This is a genomic window from Flavobacterium sp. GL_143, from assembly GCF_057834355.1.
In genome coordinates this window covers 2,330,824-2,354,150 of record NZ_CM174401.1, presented here as the reverse complement: position 1 = coordinate 2,354,150, position 23,327 = coordinate 2,330,824, and the positions used below count along the sequence as shown (strand labels likewise).

Here is a 23,327-nt window from a genome sequence, read left to right as displayed (position 1 = left end):
ATGCAAAATTTCTTTTCATTGCTTAAACGGGAATTCCGATTATTTTGGAGCAATAAAGTGCTTCGATTGCTCTTTATTGGTGCGCCAATACTTTATGGAGTCTTGCTGGGTTATGTTTACGGCAAAGGTAAAGTAACCGATTTACCCATACTTGTTGTTGATCAGGACAGAACGGAATTAAGTTCAAAAGCAATTCAGATGTTTCAGGATAATGAGGTTTTATCTATAGCTTCCGTTCTATACGACCAGAATAATCTTTCCAAGATTGCTATCGAAAAAGGCGCGACTTGTGTTGTTATTATTCCGAAAGATTTCGAGAAAATGACTCTCACAAAAAAGTATCCTGAAATTACTACTATAGTAAATGCATCTAATGTTCTAACCGCCAATTATGCATCGACGGCCATACAAATTTGCCTTGGAACATTAAAAGCCGGTATTCAAATTGAAACTTTAAGAAAACAAGGTGTTCCCGAAAATTTACTGATGTCGCAATATGAACCGTTCAAAACTACTTTTATCAAAAAATATAATCGAAGCACCAACTATATGTATTTTCTTTGGCCAGGAGTTTTAGCAACTGTTTTACAGCAAGTTTTATTATTAGGATTAGCCCTTTCTTTTGCTTCCGAATTTGAAAATGGAACATTTAAAGATCTTGTAAAAAGATGTCCTTCAATTTTAAATTTACTAGCTGTAAAAATCATTCCTTATATGCTAATGAGTTTTGGTATTTGGTTTATATATTGGCTTTTTACATTATGGTTCAGATTACCTTTTTACGACAACCTGCTTCCTCTCACATTTATAGCAGGAATATTTGTACTCTCCGTTTCCTTTATTGGGATTCTCGTGAGTATTTTAGTTCCGAATCAATTAAAAGCTACTGAGATTTTAATGGTAATTGCAACACCCAGTTTTATCCTAAGCGGTTTTACTTGGCCTTTAAGCCAAATGCCACAAGCAGTTCAGGCAATTGCCAATGTAATTCCGTTAACACATTTCTTAAAAGCTTTTAGAATATTAATTATTGAGGACGGAACTTTTTCTCAAACTACAAGACCTATCTGGAACATGATAATTATAGGTGTAGTATGTTCTATTGCTGCCTATATTGCTTTATACTTTAAAAAGAAAAATGTTTTAAAAGAAGCTTAAACTCTTTTATTTACTCTATAAAAAACGGCATAAGAATTAATTCTTATGCCGTTTTAAGTTCCGACTCATATCCTATTAATTTATCCAAGACAAATAGATTACAACATTGCAATTACTCATTAAAAAAATCGCCCTTGAAACTGTATGACAAACAAGTTATTATCATATGTCGTAGTATTAGGCACATTGCGTTTATAATTATCAAATTGAATTCCCATTTCTATACGTCCTATATATCCTTTCCCAAATTCTAAACCTGCCATTGGTGTATACGTTTGTCTTGCGTTTGAATTAATTTTAAAACTTCTGTCAAAATACTCATATCGACAAGAAAATTCTATAGCCGTTAGTTTTTGATATTGAATTTCATATCGCAAATTTGGTAAAAAATATCCTCCTCGCATTTCATAATCATTAACATTTCCTGTTCTCGAATCTTCCGCTAGCGAATAATACAAATAATGATTTGTTCCTTGTTTTGCTTCAAGCTGAGTTTCTAATTTTAATTTATCCGTTAATTTAAAATCAATCGTGAAATCTAATCCTACAGCAAAGATTTTGGTATTAAAAACTTCTCCAATACCTCCATTAATTCCAAAATTGATATTATGCTTTTTATTTAATTCTAAGGCAAGACGAGAAGAATATTGCTTACCATCATCTTTATCCGATACTTGATCTCTACCATTACCATTTACAGCAGAAAAAGTATAACTAATAGGGATTTTCCCCAAATCAAACCCTCCAAACACAGAAGCTCCGATTTGAAAACTTGTCCAACCATTGTTTCCAAATTCGGTATATTGGTTAGAATAATCAAATGATTTTAGAATATCGGCAGGATTTAATTCCTCGATTCCGAAAGCTGGCCTAAACTGCCCCAAAATAAAACCTATTTCATTATTAAAGATATACCTTGCAAAAGCATTCTCTAAAACTTTTCCTTTAGGATCCGATTTAAAGTCTGCAAAATTAGCCAGAACAACAATATCAAACCCTTCTCCCAATTTAGTGGTTAACCCTAAACGCATCCTTTTAATGTCGAATGTGTTTTCTACTGCATTACCATCTGCATGTTGTAAACCAGTTGTCGCGTCTATACCTTGAGTTAAATCACTTAAATAACGCCCCTGAAAAAGTCCTTGAAATTTAAATTGTGGATACTTAACTTCATTTTGAGAACCAGGTTCTGCAATTTGTCCATTCGAGAAAAAAGGCAATAAAAAGATTAGAAACATAACCTTTTTTGAAAAAAAATTATTTAAAAAATCCATGAATAAAAATTTAGATATATTTTTCTTTAATAAAACTAAAGCCATAAAACAGCTTTTTTCTTACAACAAAATTATCTAATCTAAGTAGTCTTTAATCTGACTTATATCATGTACTTATATTTATTTAACAATTATTTTCTTAAAAATATCAAACAAAAAAAAGCGCTAGAATTAACTTGCGCTCTTTTTATTATTATGTTATAACTAGATTATTTTTCGATTTCTCTCATAGAGTCCATCTTTTTATGTGCCAGGAATCCAGCAACATCTTCAAAATGCTCTTTAACACGTTTGTTTCCAAATTCGAAAACTTTAGTCGCTAATCCGTCAAGGAAATCACGATCGTGAGATACTAAGATTAAAGTACCATCAAAATCACGTAATGCATCTTTAATAATATCTTTAGTTTTCATATCTAAGTGATTCGAAGGCTCATCCAGAATTAATAAGTTAACTGGTTCCAGCAATAATTTTATCATTGCCAAACGTGTTTTCTCTCCTCCTGAAAGCACTTTTACCTTCTTAGTAATATCATCTCCCTGAAACATAAAAGCTCCAAGAATATTCTTAATTTGTGTACGAACATCTCCAACTGCAATAGCATCGATAGTTTCAAAAATTGTTGCATTTTCATCTAATAAAGAAGCTTGGTTTTGTGCAAAATACCCAATTTGTGAGTTATGTCCAATATCAACACTTCCTTCATCAATACCAATTTCTTTCATGATGGCTTTAATCATAGTCGATTTTCCTTCACCATTTTTACCTACGAAAGCTACTTTCTGTCCTCTTTCGATAACAATATTAGCATCTTTAAAAACCACGTGATCACCATAAGATTTTGATAAATCTTTCACCACTACAGGATATTGCCCTGATCGTGCTGCTGGCGGGAATTTTAATTTTAATGCCGAATTATCAACTTCATCAACTTGTACGATAACTAATTTCTCTAACATTTTAACACGAGATTGAACCGCATCTGTTTTAGAAAATGTTCCTTTAAAACGATCAATAAATGCTCTATTATCAGCAATCATTCTTTGTTGCTCATCGTAAGCTTTTTGTTGGTGTATACGACGATCTTTTCTTAACTCTAAATAATGAGAATACTTTGCTTTATAATCATAGATTCTTCCCATTGTAACCTCAATAGTACGATTGGTAATATTATCTACAAACGCTCTATCGTGTGAAATTACCACAACTGCTTTTGCTGAATTTATCAAAAACTCCTCTAACCATTGAATACTCTCAATATCCATGTGGTTGGTAGGCTCATCTAGCAAAATTAAGTCTGGCTTACGCAAAAGAATTTTAGCCAACTCTATTCGCATTCTCCATCCTCCAGAAAACTCTGAAGTCTGGCGTGTAAAATCTTCACGTTCGAAACCTAAACCAACTAAAATTTTCTCCACTTCAGCCTCATAATTTACTTCTTCAATAGCATAAAACTTCTCGCTTAAGTCCGAAACTCTTTCGATTAATTTCATGTAAGCATCACTTTCGTAATCAGTACGAACGGTTAATTGCTCATTGATTTCATCAATTTCAGCTTTCATTTGAAAAATCTCGCCAAAAGCTTTTGAAGCTTCTTCCATTACAGTTGATCCATCTTTGGTCAATAAATGCTGAGGCAAATAAGCCACAACAGCATCTTTTGGAGCCGAGATACTTCCAGTAGAAGGCTTGCTTTGTCCTGCTATTATTTTTAAAAGTGTCGATTTTCCCGCACCATTTTTACCCATAAGGGCAATTTTATCATTTTCATTTATAGCAAAAGAAACATCGCTAAAAAGTGTAGTTCCACCAAACTGAACTGAGATATCATTAACTGTAATCATTTTGACTTGTAGATTTTTAGACTGCTTAGATTTTTAACTTCTTAGCAAGTATTTTTTTAAAAGCGCAAAGATAGATTAATTAGAGTATTAGACAATACAATTACATCTCCGACATCTTCGTTTTTTTTAAGTTTTACAATTATTCCTACATCTTTTAAAATTTTAGTTATATCTTGTATAAGAATTTAAAAATCAGAAAATTATGAGAACGAAATTAAACTTGGCAGCTTGCCTAATTGCAGGATTAATATTTGGACTTTCTGCAAATGCTCAAAAAACGGTAATTAAAAAAGCTGCATTACCGGCAAATGCACAAACTTTTTTGAAAACTCACTTCGCTGGACAAGAACCAACTTATATTCTTGAGGATAAAGAAATCTTATCTAAAGAGTACAAAGTTCAATTTGCAAATAATCTTCAAATTGAATTTGATGGAAAAGGAAACTGGAAAGAAGTTGATGGAAAAAACACAGCTATTCCCACAGCTATTGTTCCTGCAAAGATTACTACTTACGTAAAAACTAATTTTGCTAAAGACAAAATAACAAAAATAGAGAAAGAAACTTTGGGCTATGAAGCAAAACTGAGCAGTGGTTTAGAATTAAAATTTAATCCGAAAGGGGAATTTATCAAGATTGCTAATTAGTGAAATTTGAAAAGTATTATTCTTGTACAACTGACAAATTATATTTGTCTAAAAAAGTGATACAAAAATTAAAAGCACAGTGAGAACTGTGCTTTTAATTTTTAACAAACTCTGTTTTTTCATCTCTCTTAATCCTCACTTTCAGCTACAACAGCAATATGCGTTACAATATAATCAGCAAATTTTTGTGCATCATTTGGTGTCCAATTCAATTCAGTACCTTTAGCCCTCTCATCCCAATTCCAAGGAATGTATTCTTTTACAAAAACTAAAAGTGTCACACGGTCTACAATAGCCCCTTCATTTTTTCTTTGTTGAGCTAAAGTTGTAAATTTAAAACCAAAAAGAGATGAAGCCTCCTTATTAAATACAGTAGCAGTCTTTATTTCTGGTTTTATTTCCTTGAGTAAATCTTTCAAAGGTTTATTAATAAACCGTTCTTTATTTTGTTCTAATAAATAAACCTGACTAGTATTGTGTACTAATTGTTGTGCAATACTACTATTACAGAATAGTAGTATTGCGAAAAATATTAAGCTTTTTTTCATCTCTCTTAATCTTGACTAAAGGGAACAACTTCAATATCAAATATAATATAATCAGCAAATTTTTGTGCGTCGTTTGGTGTCCAATTCAATTCAGCTCCTTTAGGCCTTTCTTTCCAATTCCAATTTACAATCTCATTTACAAATACGATAAGTGATAATCGGTCTTCAATAGCACCTTCTCTTTTTCTTTGCTTATCTAAAGTTGTAAACTTAAAAATAAAAAGAGAAGAATTTTCGTTATTGAATACTGTAGCAGTCTTTATTTCTGGTTTTATCTCTTTTAGCAAATTTTTTAACGATTTATTAATAAACTGTTCTTCATTTTGTTCTAATAAATAAACCTGACTGGTATTGTATACCAATTGTTGTGCAATACTATTATTATAGAATAGTAGTATTGCAAAAAAAATTAAAATATTTTTCATGTTTTTACATTAATGATAATAATCCTGAGGGAAATTTAATTTTGTAGCTAATTTTTAAGTTAGCTGCAAAAAAATCATTTTTATCTGTTATTCATGAAGTAAGAATTAATCCTCAGTTTCAGGTACAACACCAATGCGGACAACAATATAATCAGCAAATTTATTTGCGTCATTTGTTGTCCAATTCAATTCAGTTCCTTTAGTCCTTTCATCCCAATTCCAGGGAATAAATTCCTTAACTTGTACAATCAACGAAACACGATCTTCAATAGCTCCTTCATTTTTTCTTTGCTGTTCTAAAGTTGCAAAAGAAAAGACAAAAACAAAAGAATTCTCACTATTAAATACAACAGCTGTTTTTATTTCTGGTTTTATTTCCTTCAGTAAATCTTTTAACGGTTTATTGATAAACAATTCTTCATTTTGTTCTAATCTGTAAACCTGACTAGTACTAGATATAAATTGTTGTGCATAACTATTGTTTTGCAATAAGAAACATACTATTACGAAAATCTTTAAAATATTTTTCATTTTTTTTTATTTTAGTATTAAGTACAAGGGATTAAAGTATATTTTTTAGACCCGTTTGCTTGTTTAACTTCTTTTGTAGTGAGCGGATAGAATACCCCTTTATTATCCTGTTTGAAAAAGGTAATTCCTCCATTGTATTTATTAACAACAAAAGCTTTGGCCTTTGCTTGTGCTTCAAAATTATATGAATCCATATTATAGAAAAATTTACTCATTTCCTTCAACATAAAATCAGGATATTCACCATCAATACCAGGTCTCAAATTAGCCAGATATTTAGCAGAAAAAATTTGGGCTGCCTCTAAATTAGTTACTGCTATAACATACATTTCCTTTTGTGTAATGGCATAAATCGTGTTAAAATTGTTATTTTTAATATTGTATTCAGTGAGCGTTAATATATCACCACTAGATGGTGCAGTATCACTTGGGTGATTGTGCAGTACGGTAAAAGATCGCTCCCAAGTATCATTTACTTTTACACTATTGGCTGTGCCATTATTCATAGGTGCGGCTGTAACTTCTCCAGCTGCATTTTTTCCTAACGTAATACTGTGTTCTAATTTATCAGCAGCAGCTAGTTTAATATCTTGTACCGCTTTTTTATACGTTTGATTATTTGATAAAGCAGTCAGTTCTTTGGCAACTACACAAGGATCTTTAGTTTCTGAATGTCTGTTTGTAGATGTTGTTCCTGTAATAACTAAATCTTCATCTTCATTAAAAGGAACATAAAACTCAACTACTCCTATATCTTTAAAATTACTTAAATCTGCCATTACAACCTGGTTAACATTAGATGTGTTGCCTTTTGAGATTTTATCATAATCTCTATTACCATCATTTTGTATAGATGTTATACTAGTGACACCTATTGGCGAATTAGAATAAATTTCGACAGTTAATCTAGTATAGAGATGTGCTCCATTCTCTACTTGCGGATTAGAAAAAGTTACCGTTCCTATTACTACACCATTTATTACTATTTGCGAAACAAAAACTTCAATTTTGCTTTGTGAATCTCTTAAAACTTTTATTTTTTGAGTATGATTTTCTCCCGGCTGAACCTTTTTTGTCAAAACAATTTCTGAAGTTGTTACCCTGTTTGAGCCACCACCACTAGAGCCACCAGAACCCTTATCATTATTCCCACTATTAGAATTGCTTCCACCAGAATCAAAATCATTATGACCATTACCAGTATATCCATTATAGTCTCCCCAATTACCAAAATCAGCAAATGCGTAATAATCAGAATCTCCTGGATTATAGCCAGGGACACCTAGTTCATCTAACTCATTAAGTCCATTAAAATCAAAGTTATCGTCAAACTCGCTCCCTTGTGCGTTCCCAGCAATACTACCCAATAATAGTAAAAATAGTACAACCCATTTACTATTTATTTTTATTAAAATATTTCTCATAGCTTATTGTTTTATTACGATTCGAGTGTGTGTTTTTTCATTTTCCTGCACCTGTACCACATAAAATCCATTGGGTAAATTGGTCGTATTTACAGTATAAGATTGTCTTCCTGAGCCTAAGCTTGTTGCAGCCACTTGCATTGTTTGCGCATTAGCCACACTTATAAGTTTTACTTGTACTTTGGCTGGTTCTTGTAGCTCAAAACCAACATACAATTGCTCGTTAAACGGTACAGGATACACTTTTATAAATTCGTTTTTTTGTGAAGCCAATGCCAGTAACAATGCTTCATCTTCTGCCAATACTATATTATTTTTTGGTCGTAACACTAATGATATTGGTGGTCCAGGTTCTTTCCAATACTCAATAAAACTATCTACATTTACTAATAAATAAGGAATATCATTATAGTTTTTTTGACTTAAATTCATTCCTAAAACAGCATATTCTAGTTTATCATTTTTAAAATTATGAAGGTATAATTGGTCTAGTGTAAATTTAAAATCATTAACAAAAAGATTATTATCCTTAAATAAAGCTAAGTCTTCAAAAGTTTTGCCTTCAAAATTTATTTTAGTCTGCAAATCTCCTTGCTTACTTTTACTAAAACTTACGGCTATTGGCAAAACTCGTAAAGGTGTAGTTCCAGACCAGTCATATTCTATCAATCGCCCTGTCCACTCCCCAAGAATATTTTTTATTTTTATGTTTTGGTTTTCTGCTTCATCAGAACTTATTATTTCCCTACTTTCAGCGATTATATCAGGATTAATTCTTTTATCTCCCTTATTGGCTTCGTTTATAGCATTGTCTGCCTGATTTAAAACCTGATTCCTTTTTTCAATTTTTAAATTACTCAAAAAAGCTCTGCTGTTAAGCGTTGTATTACCATACAAATATTCCAGCGCTTTATCTGTATCCTGCGGTACACCATAACCTAAATAGTAACACACACCCAACCAGTGTTTTGCCATAGCATAATCACTTTTTTTAAACCATGAAATGGCTTCGTCATAATCCTGATGTACACCAAAACCTTTTAAATGCATATAACCCAGTATATAAGTTGCTCTAGCGTATTTTTGGTCGGCTGATTTTTGATACCACTCTACCGCTTTATCCATATCAAGCGCACAACCTTGCCCTTTTCTATACAATTCCCCAAGATTATACTGCCCAATAGCATTACCACTTTTGGCTGCTTGCTCTATATAAGCAAATCCTTTGGATTCATCTTTTTCAATGCCTAATCCATTTGCATACATGAGTCCTATATTATTTTGAGTAACTGGGTCTCCTAATTCAGCACAGGGCAATATCTCATAAAAAATAGAGCCGTAATCTTTATAAAGATTCTTGCTATTTAAAATCTCTGTGGCTTGTTGCGTCCTAACTTTGCAATCAACTTGTGCAATAGCTCCCAGAGCTACAAACAAAAGAATAAGTGTGTACTTCTTTTTCATAATTACATTGATTATTAATTAATATTCATTCAATACTGGAACCATTTTAATTCCACTCAAAACCGTTATTTTTAGTAGTATTAATTTCTGATGTTTTGATATTATACTCTTTGCAAAATTTCGCGAATTCTTTTTCAAAATTGAATCTTAGCATTCCTAACTTGGGTTTTTGTATCGTTTTATCAAAACTATAATAAGCAGTCGTTAAATAATGATTTAGATGATAATCGTAAATTAAACTGTATAATTTGGTTTGCTGATCCTTAGTTAAATTAGGATTTCCATTAAACAATCGCGTGTATTCTAAATCAACTTTTTCTTTTGTTTCAACTTTATAATCAGACATTGCAAAATAGCAGTATTGCTTATAAGTAAGTGAACCATTAATTTTTTTGGCATAATAGTTTCTAGCTTCATTAATTTTAAAATTGTAAAGTGTCCCTGGATCCTGAATACTGAATGGAGCATACGCTTGTTTCTTTTTTGCATCCAAATCTTTTAAGACCTGATTTCTTTCATCTATTATTTTGAGCAATTCCTTTGTTTTTTCTTCGTTAAGACCAGCTTGTTTAGCATTTTGATAAAAATTCTGTTTAATGGCAGACTCCGTTAAACTTTCTTTTTCATTTGGCATATAAACTTCTTTATTGGTAACGCTCGTTTTTTCAGATTCTTTAATATTTTGCGCACGAATTCCCATTGTAAACAAGAGAATTACTAAAACTAGATGTGTGTGTTTATTCATATTATAGTTTTTAAATTGGTTAGAAATTAGTACCATTCTATTTGCTTTGTCTTGCTATTAATTCGAAAAATGCGTTCATAACCATTACTTTTTGGGCATAACACTAAAAACAACCCATTATCAGGCATTTTAGAAAAACTAATAAAATCACTTTGAGCCTTAGCCTCTTCTATTTTTTTCCAGCCTTTGTCCCATACATAAAGGCTAAAAATTTCATTTTCGAATACTTCAAATGAATTAAAATCAAGTGTTGGTCCTTTTTTAGTCTTATCTCGGCTTATATTGTATGAAAAAGTTTTAGAATAATCAGGTTGCAACAATTGTTGGTTTTTATCAGTATCTAAAAGAATTGGATAAGGGGCATAATTCATTTTTTTTGTATCTGGATTATATAAACTTGGCAAATAGACAATATCAGTTCCTAAATTTTGATATTCAATACCGCTACCCAATCTCTTCCCCCAATCGGTAGTACTCCATTTTCCTAGATTAAAAACATTGAGATAACCAATTTTTTCCTTGTTAGTAGCAGCAATTGGATAAATTATCGTTCCAGTAGTTACGTATTCTGAAGTCACATCCAGAATATTTTTCTCTCTCAAAAATCCATTTGGTATTAAAAGACTATCCCGTACTGTAGCCAAAGCATTTTTCTGAATAGAATAGGTTTTTCTGAAAACTTTACCAAGACGTTTTTCTGTCGCATTGTAAGCATAAGGTAGACCTTGAGGATTACCAAAACAGTTTCCATTAAATGGAATATGTTTCCCGCTTTCATCAATAATAGTATCCCAAAAATGCCTTTTGGAAGAAGCTGCATAATAAGGAGTAAAATCAAAAGTCACTGCCAATCCCATTGCTCTACAAGCTAACAAAGTTAGATTAGCGAGATCTGCACAGGCACCCTCACGTCTAAAAAGTAATTGTTTTGGACTTAAATAAGGAATCGGATCATGTCGCTTATCCAAAAACCTAAAATCCTTAAGGGCTAAAATCGTTTGAGTAGCAACATCAACCGGATCTTGCTTATTCTCAACTGTATTAATAGCACCAGATACCAAAAGAGTATAGTCTACTCGCCAGTCTTCCAGTGGCTCTATTAAACTTCGATAAGGCAAAATATATTCACAAAATGTATTAAAATCATATGATTTTGACCAAGGATTATTTCTCCATACATTAAAAGCTAAATCAATATTCTTAATCAGGAACTCTGGAGTTATCACTTCTATGTCTTTTAATTTATAAGACTTTGGCGTGATTTTGATACTGTCTTTTAATTTTTCGAATGCTTTAACTGCAATTTCAATATTAGGATAATCAAGCTCGTTAAAAGGTACTTTGTTATAATTTTCGTCTATCCAATTATAATCCTGCCCATACTGAATATCCATATTTGATATTAAAAATCGTGTAGCTTCTTGTTTTTGAGAATCGAATTGATAATGATCAGTGACAATTTCCTCTAACTTATTTTTAGTCAAAATATTTTTCGCAATCGATTGCGAAAAAATTGTTTTAGAAAACAATAAACAACTAAATACAATTACCCTTACCATAATAGATAAGTTATAGGCTACAATTCTATAGCTTATAAGTAAGAAAAACAATAATAAATTGTTAAATTTGCTTTTATATGTTGTAAATAGAATAAATCTTCAATTATTTTAAAATGAGAACTCAAAAAATTAATTTATACTTGACTGTTATTCTAATTCTATCATTCATTAGATGTGGACTCGATTGTTTGCCTTTCTCAAAAGGAAAATATATTTACTGGTTAATTACAGCTATTATAGGAGGTCTATTCTTTATAAAAAAATCAAAACATAAATACATACTAAACTACTTTGATCTATATATACTAATTCTATCCTGTATATTTTTTTGGAATTTCATTTATATGTCAAAATCAACATTTTATAATCTAAATATCTGGTACTATTTAGGCTATTTAATTCTATATGTAATATTAAGGCAGGAATTGAATACTAAAAATATCATTAATAAAAATCTGAACTTCATTCTGTATTTTATAAGTATAACAGCTATTTTAAATACTGTTATAGCTATTTTACAAAACATGAATATTCTTCAATCGGCAAATGAATATTTTAAATCAACCGGATTATTTTTTTCACCAAATCACTTAGGCATCTATCTTGCTCTTGGCTTTTTGACTAACATAGAAATACTCAGAAAATCCAAGATAATGAGTATAAAAACAATCTTTTATATTGGACTTGTTATTTTACTTTATGGTTTATATTTATCCGAATGTCGGGGCGCTTATCTAGGATTAAGTATTGCACTTTTATTTCGTCTGTATAATTTAAATCAAAAATTTAAAGCCTATCCAAAATGGAAAATACTTCTTTGTAGTTTAACTATGTTAACGGGATTGTTCTTAATAGTTAAGGGTAATAACTCCGTAAAATCAGAATCAGCCTTGGGTAGACTATTCATTATAAAACAATCTCTTGAACAAATTAAGGAACATCCTTTATCTGGTCATGGTATCAATTCATTTTCACTAAAATATAATTCAGCCAAAGCTCAATATTTTGCAATCGAAAGATCTTGGGAAGATATCAAGAATGCGAGTTACATCTATAGTGCTAACAATGACTTTTTAGAATTGACTTTTGAATTAGGTATTACATGGATATTGATATTTATTTTTTTTGTCATGAAACTAAGGACATATTCAACTCAAAACACAGAAACACAAATCTGCAGTTCTATCTTAATATGCCTTCTCATTTTTACACTAACAAATAGTATATTATCAACACCTCTTTTTACAATTATAGCATGTTATTGTGTTGTTATTATTATTAATTCAAGCGAAATAAAACCTATTTACACCTTCAATAATAATATTTTTTTGCAAATAAGCTTTGCAATCATAGGGTTTATATTTTTAGTAATTATATTTTTAAGACTAAATGCCGAATACAGGTTATTGAGTTACTATAACGAAACTAAACACCTTACCAGTTTAAAAAATATTGAAAATTATGTCTCCAAAATTGATGCAAATGGTGAAGCATTATTTATGGCTGGTGGAGTTTTATTAAAAAATAAATACGCTCAAGAGGGAACAAGCTATTTAGCCCAAGGTTTTAAACATTCTGGTAAACCGAGTTTAGGAAGGATTTTAGCTGGATTATATCAAAAACAAGGTAAATACAGTGAGGCTGAACAAATCTATAAATATAATATAAATATTGAACCTTTTAGATATGAAGCACGAATGGATTTATTTAGATTGTATATTACAACAAATGAAATGAGAAAAGCTAAAGAAGAAGCTCGCAAAATCATTAATTTACCAATTAAAATCTCATCAGAAAAAATAACTAAATATAAAAATGAAGCTGAAAAATACATAAATGAAAACTAGATATTTTGAATTGCCCCTCTAAAAACTCATTTTTATTAACTTGTTTTAATGTTGATTCAACCGAATTCATTTAAAAAAACAGGTTACTAAAAACAAAAAACCTCGATTTCTAGAAATCGAGGTTTTTTGTTTTTAGTCTTTACGCCATTTTTTTGTTTCTTCAAAAATGTGCTCCAAAATTGCAGCCTCAGTTTCATCAAAATCAATATTTCTGCGCCCCATAACCAATTTTGCAGTTTCAAAAGCTTTCTTAGTTACATAGGTAGTAAAACCTGCTGCTCCACCCCAAGAAAAACTTGGTACAAAGTTGCGAGGAAAACCCGAACCAAAAATATTAGCACTTACTCCCACTACAGTTCCTGTATTAAACATGGTGTTGATTCCGCATTTACTATGATCTCCCATCATTAAACCACAAAACTGAAGTCCGGTTTTAGCAAATCCTTCGGTTTCATAACTCCATAATTTCACTTCTTCGTAATTATTTTTTAGATTCGAATTATTGGTATCTGCGCCAATATTACACCATTCTCCTAAAACTGAATCTCCTAAAAATCCGTCATGTCCTTTGTTTGAGTTAGCAAAAAGAACTGAATTCTTAACCTCACCACCTATTCTAGATCCTACACCTACTGTTGTAGCTCCATAAACTTTGGCATTCATTTTTACTTGTGCATTTTCGCATAAAGCAAAAGGCCCACGAATTACAGAACCTTCCATAATCTCGGCATTCTTACCTATATATATAGGTCCTGTAGAAGCATTTAAAGTAACAAACTCTAATTTTGCTCCTTCTTCTATAAATATATCGTCGGGATTAATCGTATTTACGCTTTTTGGTATTGGCTGTGATTTTCTGTCTTCGGTCAAAAAGTCAAAATCTTCACGAATTGCTGCAGCATTTTTAGAAAAAATATCCCAAGTATTCTCTACTGTTATACAATCACCTGTATACTGTATGATTTCATAAGAGTCAAAATCGACTTCTTCCTGATTTTCATTTGTATAAAAAGCAATAACTTCTTCTCCTTTAAAAATAGCCTGGTTCGTTTTTAAATCCGAAACAAGTTCTGCTAAATCATTATTAGGCAAAAAAGAAGCATTGATCATTACGTTTTCCTCCAACTCGACCATTGGATATTTTTCCGATAAATATTCTTCGGTTATTGTAGTTGTAGTTGAACCTAAATGCATTTCCCATTTTTGACGTATAGTCATAATTCCGATTAAGATATCGGCAACAGGTCGGGTAAATGTAAAAGGCAATAAGGCATTCCGGACGGGCCCGTCAAATAGAATGTAATTCATAAATTAATTTAATTTGGCAATATATTAAAATCCTGATTTGGTTATCGAGACCAAAGTTACAAATATTTTATTTCTTACAATTATAACGATAAGACTTCTTAGTCAAGCGTTAAGACAAAATAATCATACAAAAAAAGCCTTCCAAAAAGGAAGGCTTTGATTTATTTAAAAACAAACTAAAATTATTTAGCGTGTTTAGCGTATTTAGTTTTGAATTTATCAATACGTCCTGCAGTATCGATAAGTTTAGATTTACCTGTGTAAAAAGGGTGAGATGTTCTAGAGATCTCCATTTTTACAACTGGATATTCAACTCCATCAACTGTTATTGTTTCTTTTGTATCTGCAGTAGATTTAGTGATAAACACATCTTCATTTGACATGTCTTTGAATGCAACTAATCTGTAATTTTCTGGGTGAATTCCTTTTTTCATCTTTACTTTTTATTTATTGTTTGGAGCGTTTTAATTTTGAAGCTTCTTCGTGGTTAGAAAAAGGTGTAAATACAACTACTCTTTTTGTTTTAAAACTTTTAATTATTTCAGTTTGCAAATTTACATTTATTTTTTAATAAACAAACATTTACTCTCTGTTTTTTTATATAAAATCGAAAAGCATTTTTTATCCACGAATATATTGGGAATTGCTATATTTGTGGATTAATTTTAAAACATATAAATTATGATTAATGAAGTTATAAAAAAGAACGGAATTACTTACGGCGTAATAATTGGAATTGTTTTAGCTCTAATTACTGCAATAATGTATTCAATAGACCTTAAACTATTTGTTTCTGGGTGGATTGGAGGCTTAACATTTGTTATTTTCCTAGCTATAACTATTGCATTATTAGTAAAAACTAAAAAGGATTTAAACAATATTTTTTCTTTTAAAGACGCTTTTACTACCTATTTTGTAGCTATACTTATAGGTATATTAATTTCTACTTTTTTCAACATTATCTTATTTAACTTCATTGATCCTAGCGCAAAAGAGACTTTGGGTGAATTAATTAGAAAATATATGGCCGAAACATTGCAAAAATTCGGAACTCCGGCATCGGTAATAAATGAAACTCTGGCAAAAATGAAAGAAAGCAATCCTTACGCTACTGCTGAGCTATTAAAAGCTCTAGTGTTTAGTATTGTTGGCTACTCTATATTAGGATTAATTTTGGCAGCCTTTTTTAAAAGCAAAACTACATATCAAGAATAAAATAAATGAATTTATCTATACTTATACCGCTTCTTAACGAAGAGGAATCACTTAAAGAGCTATACACATGGGTCATTAAAGTGATGCAATCTAACAATTACTCATATGAAATCATTTTTGTGGATGATGGAAGTACAGATAATTCTTGGAATATTATTGAAGGGTTTTCATTAGAAAATCCAAATGTAAAAGGTATTCGGTTCATGAAGAACTTTGGTAAATCACAGGCTTTACACGCTGGTTTTGCCAAGGCTAATGGTGATGTTATTATTACTATGGATGCCGACTTACAAGATAGTCCAGACGAGATTCCTGGATTATACGAAATGATTACCAAAGAGAAATTTGATTTAGTTTCTGGCTGGAAAAAGAAACGTTATGACTCTGTTGTAGCAAAAAATTTACCATCAAAATTATTTAATTGGGCTGCCAGAAAAACTTCTGGTGTTGAATTAAATGATTTTAATTGTGGATTAAAAGCATATAAAAACACTGTTGTTAAGAACATTGAAGTTTCGGGCGAGATGCATCGATATATTCCTGTTTTGGCAAAAAATGCAGGTTTTAATAAAATTGGAGAGAAAGTAGTAATACACCAGGCACGTAAATATGGCGAAACCAAATTTGGTATGGATCGCTTTATTAATGGTTTCCTGGATTTGATTACAATTTGGTTTTTATCAAGATTCGGAAAAAGACCTATGCACTTATTTGGTTTATTAGGTTCTATTATGTTTATAATTGGTTTTTTACTGGCTTTATACTTAGGAATCGACAAATTATTTATTCATAAAACTAGTAGATTAATTACTGAAAGACCTCATTTTTATTTATCAATAACATCAATGATAATAGGAACTCAGTTATTTTTAGCAGGATTTTTGGGAGAGATTATTTTACGAACTAAAAACAATGAAGCGCGTTATAAAATAGCAAATCAGGTTAATTTTTAGTATATACCTAGCCCTGATGGCAGCGGCATCCTTTATGTTTTTTCTTTAAAAACATAAAGATATAGCGAACAGCAGGAGATTGCTTCGAGAAATCGAAATATTAACTCCTGAAATCGCATTAATTTTTTTGACTTACAATTTAAATAATATACAAATGAATATAGCACCTAACATTTTAACTGCTGTAAACGAATGGCTGACGCCAGCATTTGACAATGAAACACAATCGGCGATTAAAGAGATGATGACAACATCGCCAAAAGACCTTGAAGAAAGTTTTTATAAAAATTTAGAATTCGGAACTGGAGGAATGCGTGGCGTAATGGGTGTGGGAAGCAACCGCATTAACAAATATACGCTTGGAAAAAACACGCAAGGACTTTCTGATTACATGCACAAAGTTTTCCCTAACCAAACTCTAAAAGTGGCAATTGCTTACGATTGTCGCCACAACAGTAATACACTTGCAAAAGTTGTTGCTGATGTTTTCTCGGCAAATGGAATACATGTGTATTTATTTTCGGATATGCGTCCTACTCCTGAGTTATCTTTTGCTCTTAAGTATTTAGGTTGTCAATGTGGTATTGTACTTACTGCATCGCATAACCCACCAGAATATAATGGTTACAAAGTATACTGGGAAGATGGCGGACAAATTGTTCCTCCGCAAGATGCAGAAATCATTGCTACGATTGAAAGCTTAGAATATGATAAAATTAAATTTCACCCTAACGAGAAATTAATTGAATATATAGATACTGAGATTGATAATGCTTTTATCAATTCATCTATCGAAAATGCTAGTTTTAATACTCCAGCTAAAACTAAAGAGGATTTACAAATCGTATTTACTTCTTTACACGGAACTTCGATAAAATCGATCCCTCCTACTTTATCACAAGCAGGTTATACTAATGTGCATATTGTACCAGAGCAAGCTGTCCCTAATGGGGATTTCCCAACTGTAAAATCTCCAAATCCTGAGGAACCTGAGGCTTTAACAATGGCTCTTGCTCTAGCAGTTAAAACAAACTCAGATATTGTTGTTGGTACAGATCCTGACTGTGATCGTCTTGGAGTTGCTGTTCGTAACAACGAAGGAAAAATGATTTTACTAAATGGTAACCAAACCATGATCTTAATGACTTCTTTCTTATTGAAAGAATGGAAAAAAGCGGGCAAAATTAACGGAAAACAATTTATAGGTTCTACTATTGTTTCAACTCCTATGATGATGGAACTTGCGACAAGTTATGATGTAGAGTGCAAAATAGGCTTGACAGGTTTTAAATGGATTGCCAAAATGATTAAAGATTTTCCTGAGCTTGAATTTATTGGTGGTGGAGAAGAAAGTTTTGGTTTTATGGTTGGTGATGCTGTACGTGATAAAGATGCCGTTGCTGCAACTTTATTAATTTGCGAAATGGCAGCTCAGGCAAAAGCTAGTGGAAGCTCTGTTTATAAAGAACTTTTAAAACTTTATGTTGAGCACGGATTTTATAAAGAACATCTAGTTGCATTGACCAAAAAAGGGATAGAGGGATTACAGGAAATCAATCAGATGATGATTAATTTACGTGAGAATCCCGTAAAAGAAATAGACGGACAACGCGTAATAATGGTAGAGGATTACCAATCATCGACTGCGTTAAACTTATTGACTGATGAAGTTTCTGAAATGAGTATTCCAAAATCGAATGTATTAATTTATTATACTGAAGATGGCTCTAAAATTTGCGCAAGACCAAGTGGAACTGAGCCAAAAATTAAATTCTACATTAGTGTAAATGCTCAACTTGACTCAGTAGAAGATTTTGATGCAACTGAAGCTGTTCTAGACAATAAAATAAAAAACATTATTGCAGCAATGCAATTAACTTAGTTTAAGGATGAATGTGCTTGCAACAAATGATGCTCCGCAACTATTAAATTCGATTATCGATTTAATAGACAAGACACGTCATGTTGTTGCCAAAACCGTTAATCAGGAACTTACCTTATTGTATTGGAATATTGGAAAAAGTATAAATGATGAAATTCTAAACAACGACAGAGCCGATTACGGGAAAAAACTTATTCTGAATTTAAGTACAGACCTTTCCAATAGATACGGAAGTGGGTTTAACAAAAGAAACCTTCATAGTTTTATAAAACTTAACACTGTATTACAGGATATTACAATTGTGCACACAGTGTGTGCACAATTGAGTTGGTCACATATTAGAACTCTAATTTACATTGAAAACACTATAAAACGAGAATTCTACATTCAGATGGCTATTCATGAAAGATGGAGTGTAAGAACTTTACAAGAACGAATAGACAGTATGCTTTTTGAACGAACAGCTATCAGTAAAAAACCAGAACAAACCATTATCAATGAACTTGAGCAATTAAAAACGGATAAAAAAATAAGTCCTGATTTAGCTTTTCGAGATCCTTACTTTTTGGATTTTCTAGGATTACATGATAGTTACTCAGAGAAAGATTTAGAGAGTTCTATTTTGGCGCAGCTTCAATATTTTATCACCGAAATGGGAAGTGAATTTGCTTTTTTGGCGCGTCAGAAAAGAATAACAATTGATAATGAAGATTTCTATATCGACTTGCTTTTTTATCATAGAGGCTTACGAAGTTTAGTAGCAATAGACTTGAAACTCGGAAAGTTCAAAGCTGGTTACAAAGGTCAAATGGAGTTATATCTTCGTTGGCTAGAGAAAAACGAGCAAAAAGAAGGAGAAAACAAACCTATTGGATTAATTCTTTGTAGTGAGAAATCTCCCGAACAAATTAACTATTTGATGCTCGACAATGATGAACACATTAAAGTAGCAGAATATTTAACTCTATTACCTGAAAAAAAATTATTACTAGAAAAACTGGAAAGAGCCATAGCTATAGCAGAAAATAACACCCAAAAATAAATGAACAATTTTAAAAAAATATTTCCTTTTATATTTCCGTATAAAAGATATGCTTACATGAATATTTTATTCAATATTCTGTATGCTTTATTCAGTACACTTTCTTTTATGGCGTTGATACCTATGATGCAAGTATTATTTGACCAAACGAAACGTAATACCACAATACCTGTTTATGAAGGCATTTGGGAACTGAAAAGTTACGCAGAAAACTACCTAAGCTACTACATTACCCAAGCAACAGATAATTATGGTGTAGGCTATACGCTATCGGTAATGGTATCAATCATTATTTCTATATTTTTATTGAAAAACCTATGCGATTATCTTGCTATGTTTTTTATTAACTTTTTAAGAAATGGTGTTTTAAGAGACATGCGAAATGCCATGTATAAAAAAACTCTTGAATTACCTCTATCCTTTTTCTCCGAAAAAAGAAAAGGGGATGTTATCGCTCGTATTGCAGGTGATGTAAATGAGGTTCAAACTTCATTTCTGGCAATTCTTGAACTTATTGTAAAAGAACCTCTTACTATTGTATTTACAATTATTGCAATGCTTGCTATAAGCCCGCAATTAACTCTTTTTGTTTTTATTTTCATCCCTGTTTCTGGATATATCATATCATTGATAGGAAAACAATTAAAGAAACAATCGACTAAGGCGCAACAAGAACAAGGAACATTTTTATCTACTATCGAAGAAACTTTAGGCGGATTAAAAGTGGTAAAAGGGTATAACTCTGAAAATTATTTCAATGGAGTTTTTCAAAACTCAACTCAACGTTTCTTTAAATTATCAAACAGTATTGGTAACCGTCAGAACTTAGCTTCGCCTGCGAGTGAGTTTATGGGGATTATGGTTATCGCTATATTACTTTGGTACGGTGGCCAGATGGTTCTAATAGAAAAAACATTAAACGGGGCTTCGTTCATCGCTTATATGGGATTGGCCTATAACATCCTTACTCCTGCAAAAGCCATCTCTAAAGCTTCTTATGGTGTAAAAAGAGGTAATGCTGCTGCTGAACGTGTATTGGAAATTCTTGACCAGGAAAACCCTATCACAAGTAAAGTTGACGCTATCGAAAAAACAACTTTTGATTCGAATATAAGCATCCAAAACATCAACTTTAAATATGAAAATGAAAATGTATTAAAAGACTTTTCTCTTGATATTAAAAAAGGACAAACTGTTGCTCTTGTTGGGCAATCTGGTAGCGGAAAAAGTACTATTGCTAATCTTCTTACTCGTTTTTATGATGTAAACGAAGGTTCTATCTCAATTGATAATATCAACATTAAAGATATGTCTTTACATTCTCTTCGTGGTTTGATGGGATTAGTAACTCAAGACAGTATCTTATTTAATGATACTATAAAAGCTAATATTTCATTAGGAAAACTAGACGCTACTGACGAAGAAATCATTGCAGCACTAAAAATTGCTAATGCTTTTGAATTTGTAAATGAATTACCTCTTGGTATTTATACTAATATTGGTGATAGCGGAAACAAACTTTCTGGCGGACAAAAACAACGTTTATCGATTGCTCGTGCTGTCTTAAAGAATCCTCCAATTATGATTCTTGATGAGGCAACTTCTGCTCTTGATACCGAAAGTGAAAAATTTGTACAAGTAGCTCTTGAAAACATGATGCAAAACCGTACTTCGATTGTTATTGCTCACCGTTTATCTACTATACAAAAAGCTGACCTAATTGTTGTTATGCAAAAAGGTGAAATTGTTGAGCAAGGTACTCACGAAAAATTGATTGCTTTAAACGGAACCTATAATAAATTGGTTACCATGCAGTCGTTTGAATAATTTTTCATAAATTAGAGATACATTAAGAAAATACTTATGTATCGCCACAATTCAAACATAACTCTTCCCGAAGACCCAAATACAATAGTCTGGAAATACTTGGATTTATCCAAGTTTCTAGACTTATTGATGTCTAAAAAACTATTCATGTCTCGTTCTGATAAATTTGAAGATCAGTACGAGGGCACGTTTAGCGAACCTACTTACGAAGAGATTAAAAAACTCGCTATAGACAATCCCGAGTTTATAGATTATTACAAAACACATCGCGAGAAAGTAGCCATAAGTAGTTGGCACATTAATGAATATGAATCGTTTGCTATGTGGCAAATTTTCACTCAAAACAACGAAGGATTAGCGCTTCAATCGACCATTGGGAGATTACAAAAAGCCCTGAAACCTGAGAATAATTTTGACCAATATATCGGTGAAGTAAATTATATTGATTACAAGAAAGAATACATTCCGTTTGATGATTTGTTTTTCCCTTTTTTATTCAAAAGAAAAAGTTTTCAATATGAACGTGAAGTGCGCATAATCACTGATTCTTCTAAAAGTGACATCAAAATCAACGACGGATTAAGAGTTGATGTTGACCTAAAATATCTTATCGAAAAAATATACATTCATCCAAAATCAGAGAACTGGTATAAAAAACTTGTGATTGATTTAGTTCATAAACTAGGTTACGATTTTGATATCGAAAAATCAGATCTTGAAAGTGATATTTTAATCTAATTTTTTTTCCACAGATTAAAATGATTCTTACTCTAATCTAAAAAAAAAAAAAGCCATTAAAATTTAAATTTTAATGGCTTTTTTTTTTACGAAATTTTTAAGTCTAAACGCTTAAATAGGTTTATAGCTGATTACTTTCCAATCTTTAACCGCTAGATTAATGTAGTTATAATGTAAAACGTCATTTTTATCAAACTGACCATTTTTGTTGGTGTCTTCGATTGTTCTAAAATACAAACGATTTTTAGACTCTATAATATTCCAATCTATCAGTTCCTGGAAATCATCAGAAACCTTAGTAAATCTTTCTCCGCTGATATCACTTAAATACAATGCTTTTATATCACTTGTATCTAATTTCCCATCTTTATTAGTATCCATATCTACCATGGTATATACCATAACATGATTGTGCGTTTTATCGGCAATTGCTTTTAAGTAAGTAGCCGTCTGAATTAATACCGCTTTATCTGTTAATGGTCTTATAGAATCTGAATCTATTTTCTGAAATTTTAAATTTTGCAAATATCCCGTAATTTCATATTCTCCAATATTCGAAATTGTAAAACTTATATCATTCACACTCGATGAACCATAACGTGCTTTAGCTCCTCTTTCATATACTCTTACGTCTCCAACTGGGTGAATCAAATAATTTGTTCCTTCCATCTGGATTGGCAAATCGGCAATTGCAACTTGAGTAGAATCTACCTTGGCAATTACTTTTGAACCTGTAGATGCATCGTAAGTAACCTTTGGTTTTTCGACTTCATTCTTGCAACTCACTAAAAGTAAAACAGAAAGACTTATGATGGATATATGTAATTTTCTCATGTTGTTTTATTAAAAAATAATTTCAAATGTAATCAATTTTAAAAATGGTTAGCCTATTTACAG

Annotated in this window: 21 protein-coding genes; 9 read left to right on the top strand and 12 right to left on the bottom strand. The window is 31.4% G+C overall.

The window, feature by feature from the left end:
* On the top strand, nucleotides 1-1,158 hold the full coding sequence (locus AC3IPI_RS10320; RefSeq protein ID WP_489158876.1) for an ABC transporter permease: 1,158 nt from the start codon (nucleotides 1-3) through the stop codon (nucleotides 1,156-1,158).
* A gap of 119 nt (nucleotides 1,159-1,277) precedes the next feature.
* Here the strand turns inward: AC3IPI_RS10320 and AC3IPI_RS10315 are convergent, their stop codons facing one another.
* Entirely contained in the window at nucleotides 1,278-2,396 is a 1,119-nt protein-coding gene (locus AC3IPI_RS10315; RefSeq protein ID WP_489158874.1) for a porin, read from the bottom strand.
* 245 nt (nucleotides 2,397-2,641) lie between these two features.
* A complete protein-coding gene (locus tag AC3IPI_RS10310; RefSeq protein ID WP_039112395.1) occupies nucleotides 2,642-4,276 on the bottom strand; it encodes an ABC-F family ATP-binding cassette domain-containing protein in 1,635 nt (544 codons plus the stop codon).
* Between the two features lie 202 nt (nucleotides 4,277-4,478).
* Here AC3IPI_RS10310 and AC3IPI_RS10305 point away from each other — a divergent pair, with 202 nt between their 5' ends.
* A complete protein-coding gene (locus AC3IPI_RS10305; protein ID WP_039112236.1) occupies nucleotides 4,479-4,922 on the top strand; it encodes a PepSY-like domain-containing protein in 444 nt (147 codons plus the stop codon).
* 128 nt (nucleotides 4,923-5,050) lie between these two features.
* Here AC3IPI_RS10305 and AC3IPI_RS10300 read toward each other — a convergent pair whose 3' ends face one another.
* The 7 genes from AC3IPI_RS10300 to AC3IPI_RS10270 form a co-directional block, all read right to left on the bottom strand.
* On the bottom strand, nucleotides 5,051-5,470 hold the full coding sequence (locus tag AC3IPI_RS10300) for a hypothetical protein (RefSeq protein WP_489158871.1): 420 nt from the start codon (nucleotides 5,468-5,470) through the stop codon (nucleotides 5,051-5,053).
* 5 nt (nucleotides 5,471-5,475) lie between these two features.
* Nucleotides 5,476-5,895: a hypothetical protein gene (locus AC3IPI_RS10295; RefSeq protein ID WP_489158869.1), complete on the bottom strand. Its 420-nt coding sequence runs from the start codon at nucleotides 5,893-5,895 to the stop codon at nucleotides 5,476-5,478.
* A 105-nt stretch (nucleotides 5,896-6,000) separates the two neighbouring features.
* Complete coding sequence (locus AC3IPI_RS10290) at nucleotides 6,001-6,426, bottom strand: hypothetical protein (protein ID WP_039112244.1); 426 nt, start codon at nucleotides 6,424-6,426, stop codon at nucleotides 6,001-6,003.
* Nucleotides 6,427-6,443: 17 nt separating this feature from the next.
* Nucleotides 6,444-7,850, bottom strand: coding sequence for a hypothetical protein (locus tag AC3IPI_RS10285; protein WP_489158867.1), 1,407 nt, complete (start codon nucleotides 7,848-7,850; stop codon nucleotides 6,444-6,446).
* Nucleotides 7,851-7,853: 3 nt separating this feature from the next.
* Nucleotides 7,854-9,314, bottom strand: coding sequence for a T9SS type A sorting domain-containing protein (locus AC3IPI_RS10280; RefSeq protein ID WP_489158865.1), 1,461 nt, complete (start codon nucleotides 9,312-9,314; stop codon nucleotides 7,854-7,856).
* Between the two features lie 46 nt (nucleotides 9,315-9,360).
* Nucleotides 9,361-10,059: a hypothetical protein gene (locus AC3IPI_RS10275; RefSeq protein ID WP_489158863.1), complete on the bottom strand. Its 699-nt coding sequence runs from the start codon at nucleotides 10,057-10,059 to the stop codon at nucleotides 9,361-9,363.
* Between the two features lie 26 nt (nucleotides 10,060-10,085).
* On the bottom strand, nucleotides 10,086-11,618 hold the full coding sequence (locus AC3IPI_RS10270; RefSeq protein ID WP_489158861.1) for a transglutaminase domain-containing protein: 1,533 nt from the start codon (nucleotides 11,616-11,618) through the stop codon (nucleotides 10,086-10,088).
* A gap of 344 nt (nucleotides 11,619-11,962) precedes the next feature.
* Here AC3IPI_RS10270 and AC3IPI_RS10265 point away from each other — a divergent pair, with 344 nt between their 5' ends.
* Nucleotides 11,963-13,465: an O-antigen ligase family protein gene (locus tag AC3IPI_RS10265; RefSeq protein ID WP_489158859.1), complete on the top strand. Its 1,503-nt coding sequence runs from the start codon at nucleotides 11,963-11,965 to the stop codon at nucleotides 13,463-13,465.
* A gap of 132 nt (nucleotides 13,466-13,597) precedes the next feature.
* Here AC3IPI_RS10265 and AC3IPI_RS10260 read toward each other — a convergent pair whose 3' ends face one another.
* Nucleotides 13,598-14,773 (bottom strand): GlmU family protein, encoded by a 1,176-nt coding sequence (locus AC3IPI_RS10260; protein WP_489158857.1) that lies wholly within the window; start codon nucleotides 14,771-14,773, stop codon nucleotides 13,598-13,600.
* A 182-nt stretch (nucleotides 14,774-14,955) separates the two neighbouring features.
* Nucleotides 14,956-15,207 (bottom strand): type B 50S ribosomal protein L31, encoded by a 252-nt coding sequence (locus AC3IPI_RS10255; protein WP_039112250.1) that lies wholly within the window; start codon nucleotides 15,205-15,207, stop codon nucleotides 14,956-14,958.
* A 247-nt stretch (nucleotides 15,208-15,454) separates the two neighbouring features.
* Between AC3IPI_RS10255 and AC3IPI_RS10250 the strand changes: the two genes are divergently transcribed.
* From AC3IPI_RS10250 to AC3IPI_RS10225, 6 genes are all read left to right on the top strand, one after another.
* Nucleotides 15,455-15,988: a DUF4199 domain-containing protein gene (locus AC3IPI_RS10250; protein ID WP_039119384.1), complete on the top strand. Its 534-nt coding sequence runs from the start codon at nucleotides 15,455-15,457 to the stop codon at nucleotides 15,986-15,988.
* A gap of 5 nt (nucleotides 15,989-15,993) precedes the next feature.
* Nucleotides 15,994-16,941 carry a glycosyltransferase family 2 protein gene (locus AC3IPI_RS10245; RefSeq protein WP_086894991.1) on the top strand — a complete coding sequence of 316 codons (948 nt, stop codon included), beginning with the start codon at nucleotides 15,994-15,996 and terminating at the stop codon, nucleotides 16,939-16,941.
* Between the two features lie 154 nt (nucleotides 16,942-17,095).
* Nucleotides 17,096-18,823 (top strand): phospho-sugar mutase, encoded by a 1,728-nt coding sequence (locus AC3IPI_RS10240; protein ID WP_489158854.1) that lies wholly within the window; start codon nucleotides 17,096-17,098, stop codon nucleotides 18,821-18,823.
* A 7-nt stretch (nucleotides 18,824-18,830) separates the two neighbouring features.
* On the top strand, nucleotides 18,831-19,865 hold the full coding sequence (locus AC3IPI_RS10235; protein WP_086894989.1) for a PDDEXK nuclease domain-containing protein: 1,035 nt from the start codon (nucleotides 18,831-18,833) through the stop codon (nucleotides 19,863-19,865).
* Entirely contained in the window at nucleotides 19,866-21,692 is a 1,827-nt protein-coding gene (locus tag AC3IPI_RS10230; RefSeq protein ID WP_489158852.1) for an ABC transporter ATP-binding protein, read from the top strand.
* A gap of 36 nt (nucleotides 21,693-21,728) precedes the next feature.
* Nucleotides 21,729-22,430 carry a hypothetical protein gene (locus AC3IPI_RS10225; protein WP_039112257.1) on the top strand — a complete coding sequence of 234 codons (702 nt, stop codon included), beginning with the start codon at nucleotides 21,729-21,731 and terminating at the stop codon, nucleotides 22,428-22,430.
* A 111-nt stretch (nucleotides 22,431-22,541) separates the two neighbouring features.
* Here the strand turns inward: AC3IPI_RS10225 and AC3IPI_RS10220 are convergent, their stop codons facing one another.
* The gene (locus AC3IPI_RS10220; RefSeq protein ID WP_489158850.1) at nucleotides 22,542-23,264 is read right to left on the bottom strand and encodes a hypothetical protein; all 723 of its coding nucleotides are present in this window, start codon (nucleotides 23,262-23,264) and stop codon (nucleotides 22,542-22,544) included.
* Nucleotides 23,265-23,327: the final 63 nt, after the last annotated feature.

Excerpts from the sequence above, each read along its gene's own strand:
- AC3IPI_RS10320 (WP_489158876.1), top strand. The coding sequence starts at position 1 with ATGCAAAATTTCTTTTCATTGCTTAAACGGGAATTCCGATTATTTTGG.
- AC3IPI_RS10315 (WP_489158874.1), bottom strand. The coding sequence starts at position 2,396 with ATGTTTCTAATCTTTTTATTGCCTTTTTTCTCGAATGGACAAATTGCA.
- AC3IPI_RS10310 (WP_039112395.1), bottom strand. The coding sequence starts at position 4,276 with ATGATTACAGTTAATGATATCTCAGTTCAGTTTGGTGGAACTACACTT.
- AC3IPI_RS10305 (WP_039112236.1), top strand. The coding sequence starts at position 4,479 with ATGAGAACGAAATTAAACTTGGCAGCTTGCCTAATTGCAGGATTAATA.
- AC3IPI_RS10300 (WP_489158871.1), bottom strand. The coding sequence starts at position 5,470 with ATGAAAAAAAGCTTAATATTTTTCGCAATACTACTATTCTGTAATAGT.
- AC3IPI_RS10295 (WP_489158869.1), bottom strand. The coding sequence starts at position 5,895 with ATGAAAAATATTTTAATTTTTTTTGCAATACTACTATTCTATAATAAT.
- AC3IPI_RS10290 (WP_039112244.1), bottom strand. The coding sequence starts at position 6,426 with ATGAAAAATATTTTAAAGATTTTCGTAATAGTATGTTTCTTATTGCAA.
- AC3IPI_RS10285 (WP_489158867.1), bottom strand. The coding sequence starts at position 7,850 with ATGAGAAATATTTTAATAAAAATAAATAGTAAATGGGTTGTACTATTT.
- AC3IPI_RS10280 (WP_489158865.1), bottom strand. The coding sequence starts at position 9,314 with ATGAAAAAGAAGTACACACTTATTCTTTTGTTTGTAGCTCTGGGAGCT.
- AC3IPI_RS10275 (WP_489158863.1), bottom strand. The coding sequence starts at position 10,059 with ATGAATAAACACACACATCTAGTTTTAGTAATTCTCTTGTTTACAATG.
- AC3IPI_RS10270 (WP_489158861.1), bottom strand. The coding sequence starts at position 11,618 with ATGGTAAGGGTAATTGTATTTAGTTGTTTATTGTTTTCTAAAACAATT.
- AC3IPI_RS10265 (WP_489158859.1), top strand. The coding sequence starts at position 11,963 with ATGTCAAAATCAACATTTTATAATCTAAATATCTGGTACTATTTAGGC.
- AC3IPI_RS10260 (WP_489158857.1), bottom strand. The coding sequence starts at position 14,773 with ATGAATTACATTCTATTTGACGGGCCCGTCCGGAATGCCTTATTGCCT.
- AC3IPI_RS10255 (WP_039112250.1), bottom strand. The coding sequence starts at position 15,207 with ATGAAAAAAGGAATTCACCCAGAAAATTACAGATTAGTTGCATTCAAA.
- AC3IPI_RS10250 (WP_039119384.1), top strand. The coding sequence starts at position 15,455 with ATGATTAATGAAGTTATAAAAAAGAACGGAATTACTTACGGCGTAATA.
- AC3IPI_RS10245 (WP_086894991.1), top strand. The coding sequence starts at position 15,994 with ATGAATTTATCTATACTTATACCGCTTCTTAACGAAGAGGAATCACTT.
- AC3IPI_RS10240 (WP_489158854.1), top strand. The coding sequence starts at position 17,096 with ATGAATATAGCACCTAACATTTTAACTGCTGTAAACGAATGGCTGACG.
- AC3IPI_RS10235 (WP_086894989.1), top strand. The coding sequence starts at position 18,831 with ATGAATGTGCTTGCAACAAATGATGCTCCGCAACTATTAAATTCGATT.
- AC3IPI_RS10230 (WP_489158852.1), top strand. The coding sequence starts at position 19,866 with ATGAACAATTTTAAAAAAATATTTCCTTTTATATTTCCGTATAAAAGA.
- AC3IPI_RS10225 (WP_039112257.1), top strand. The coding sequence starts at position 21,729 with ATGTATCGCCACAATTCAAACATAACTCTTCCCGAAGACCCAAATACA.
- AC3IPI_RS10220 (WP_489158850.1), bottom strand. The coding sequence starts at position 23,264 with ATGAGAAAATTACATATATCCATCATAAGTCTTTCTGTTTTACTTTTA.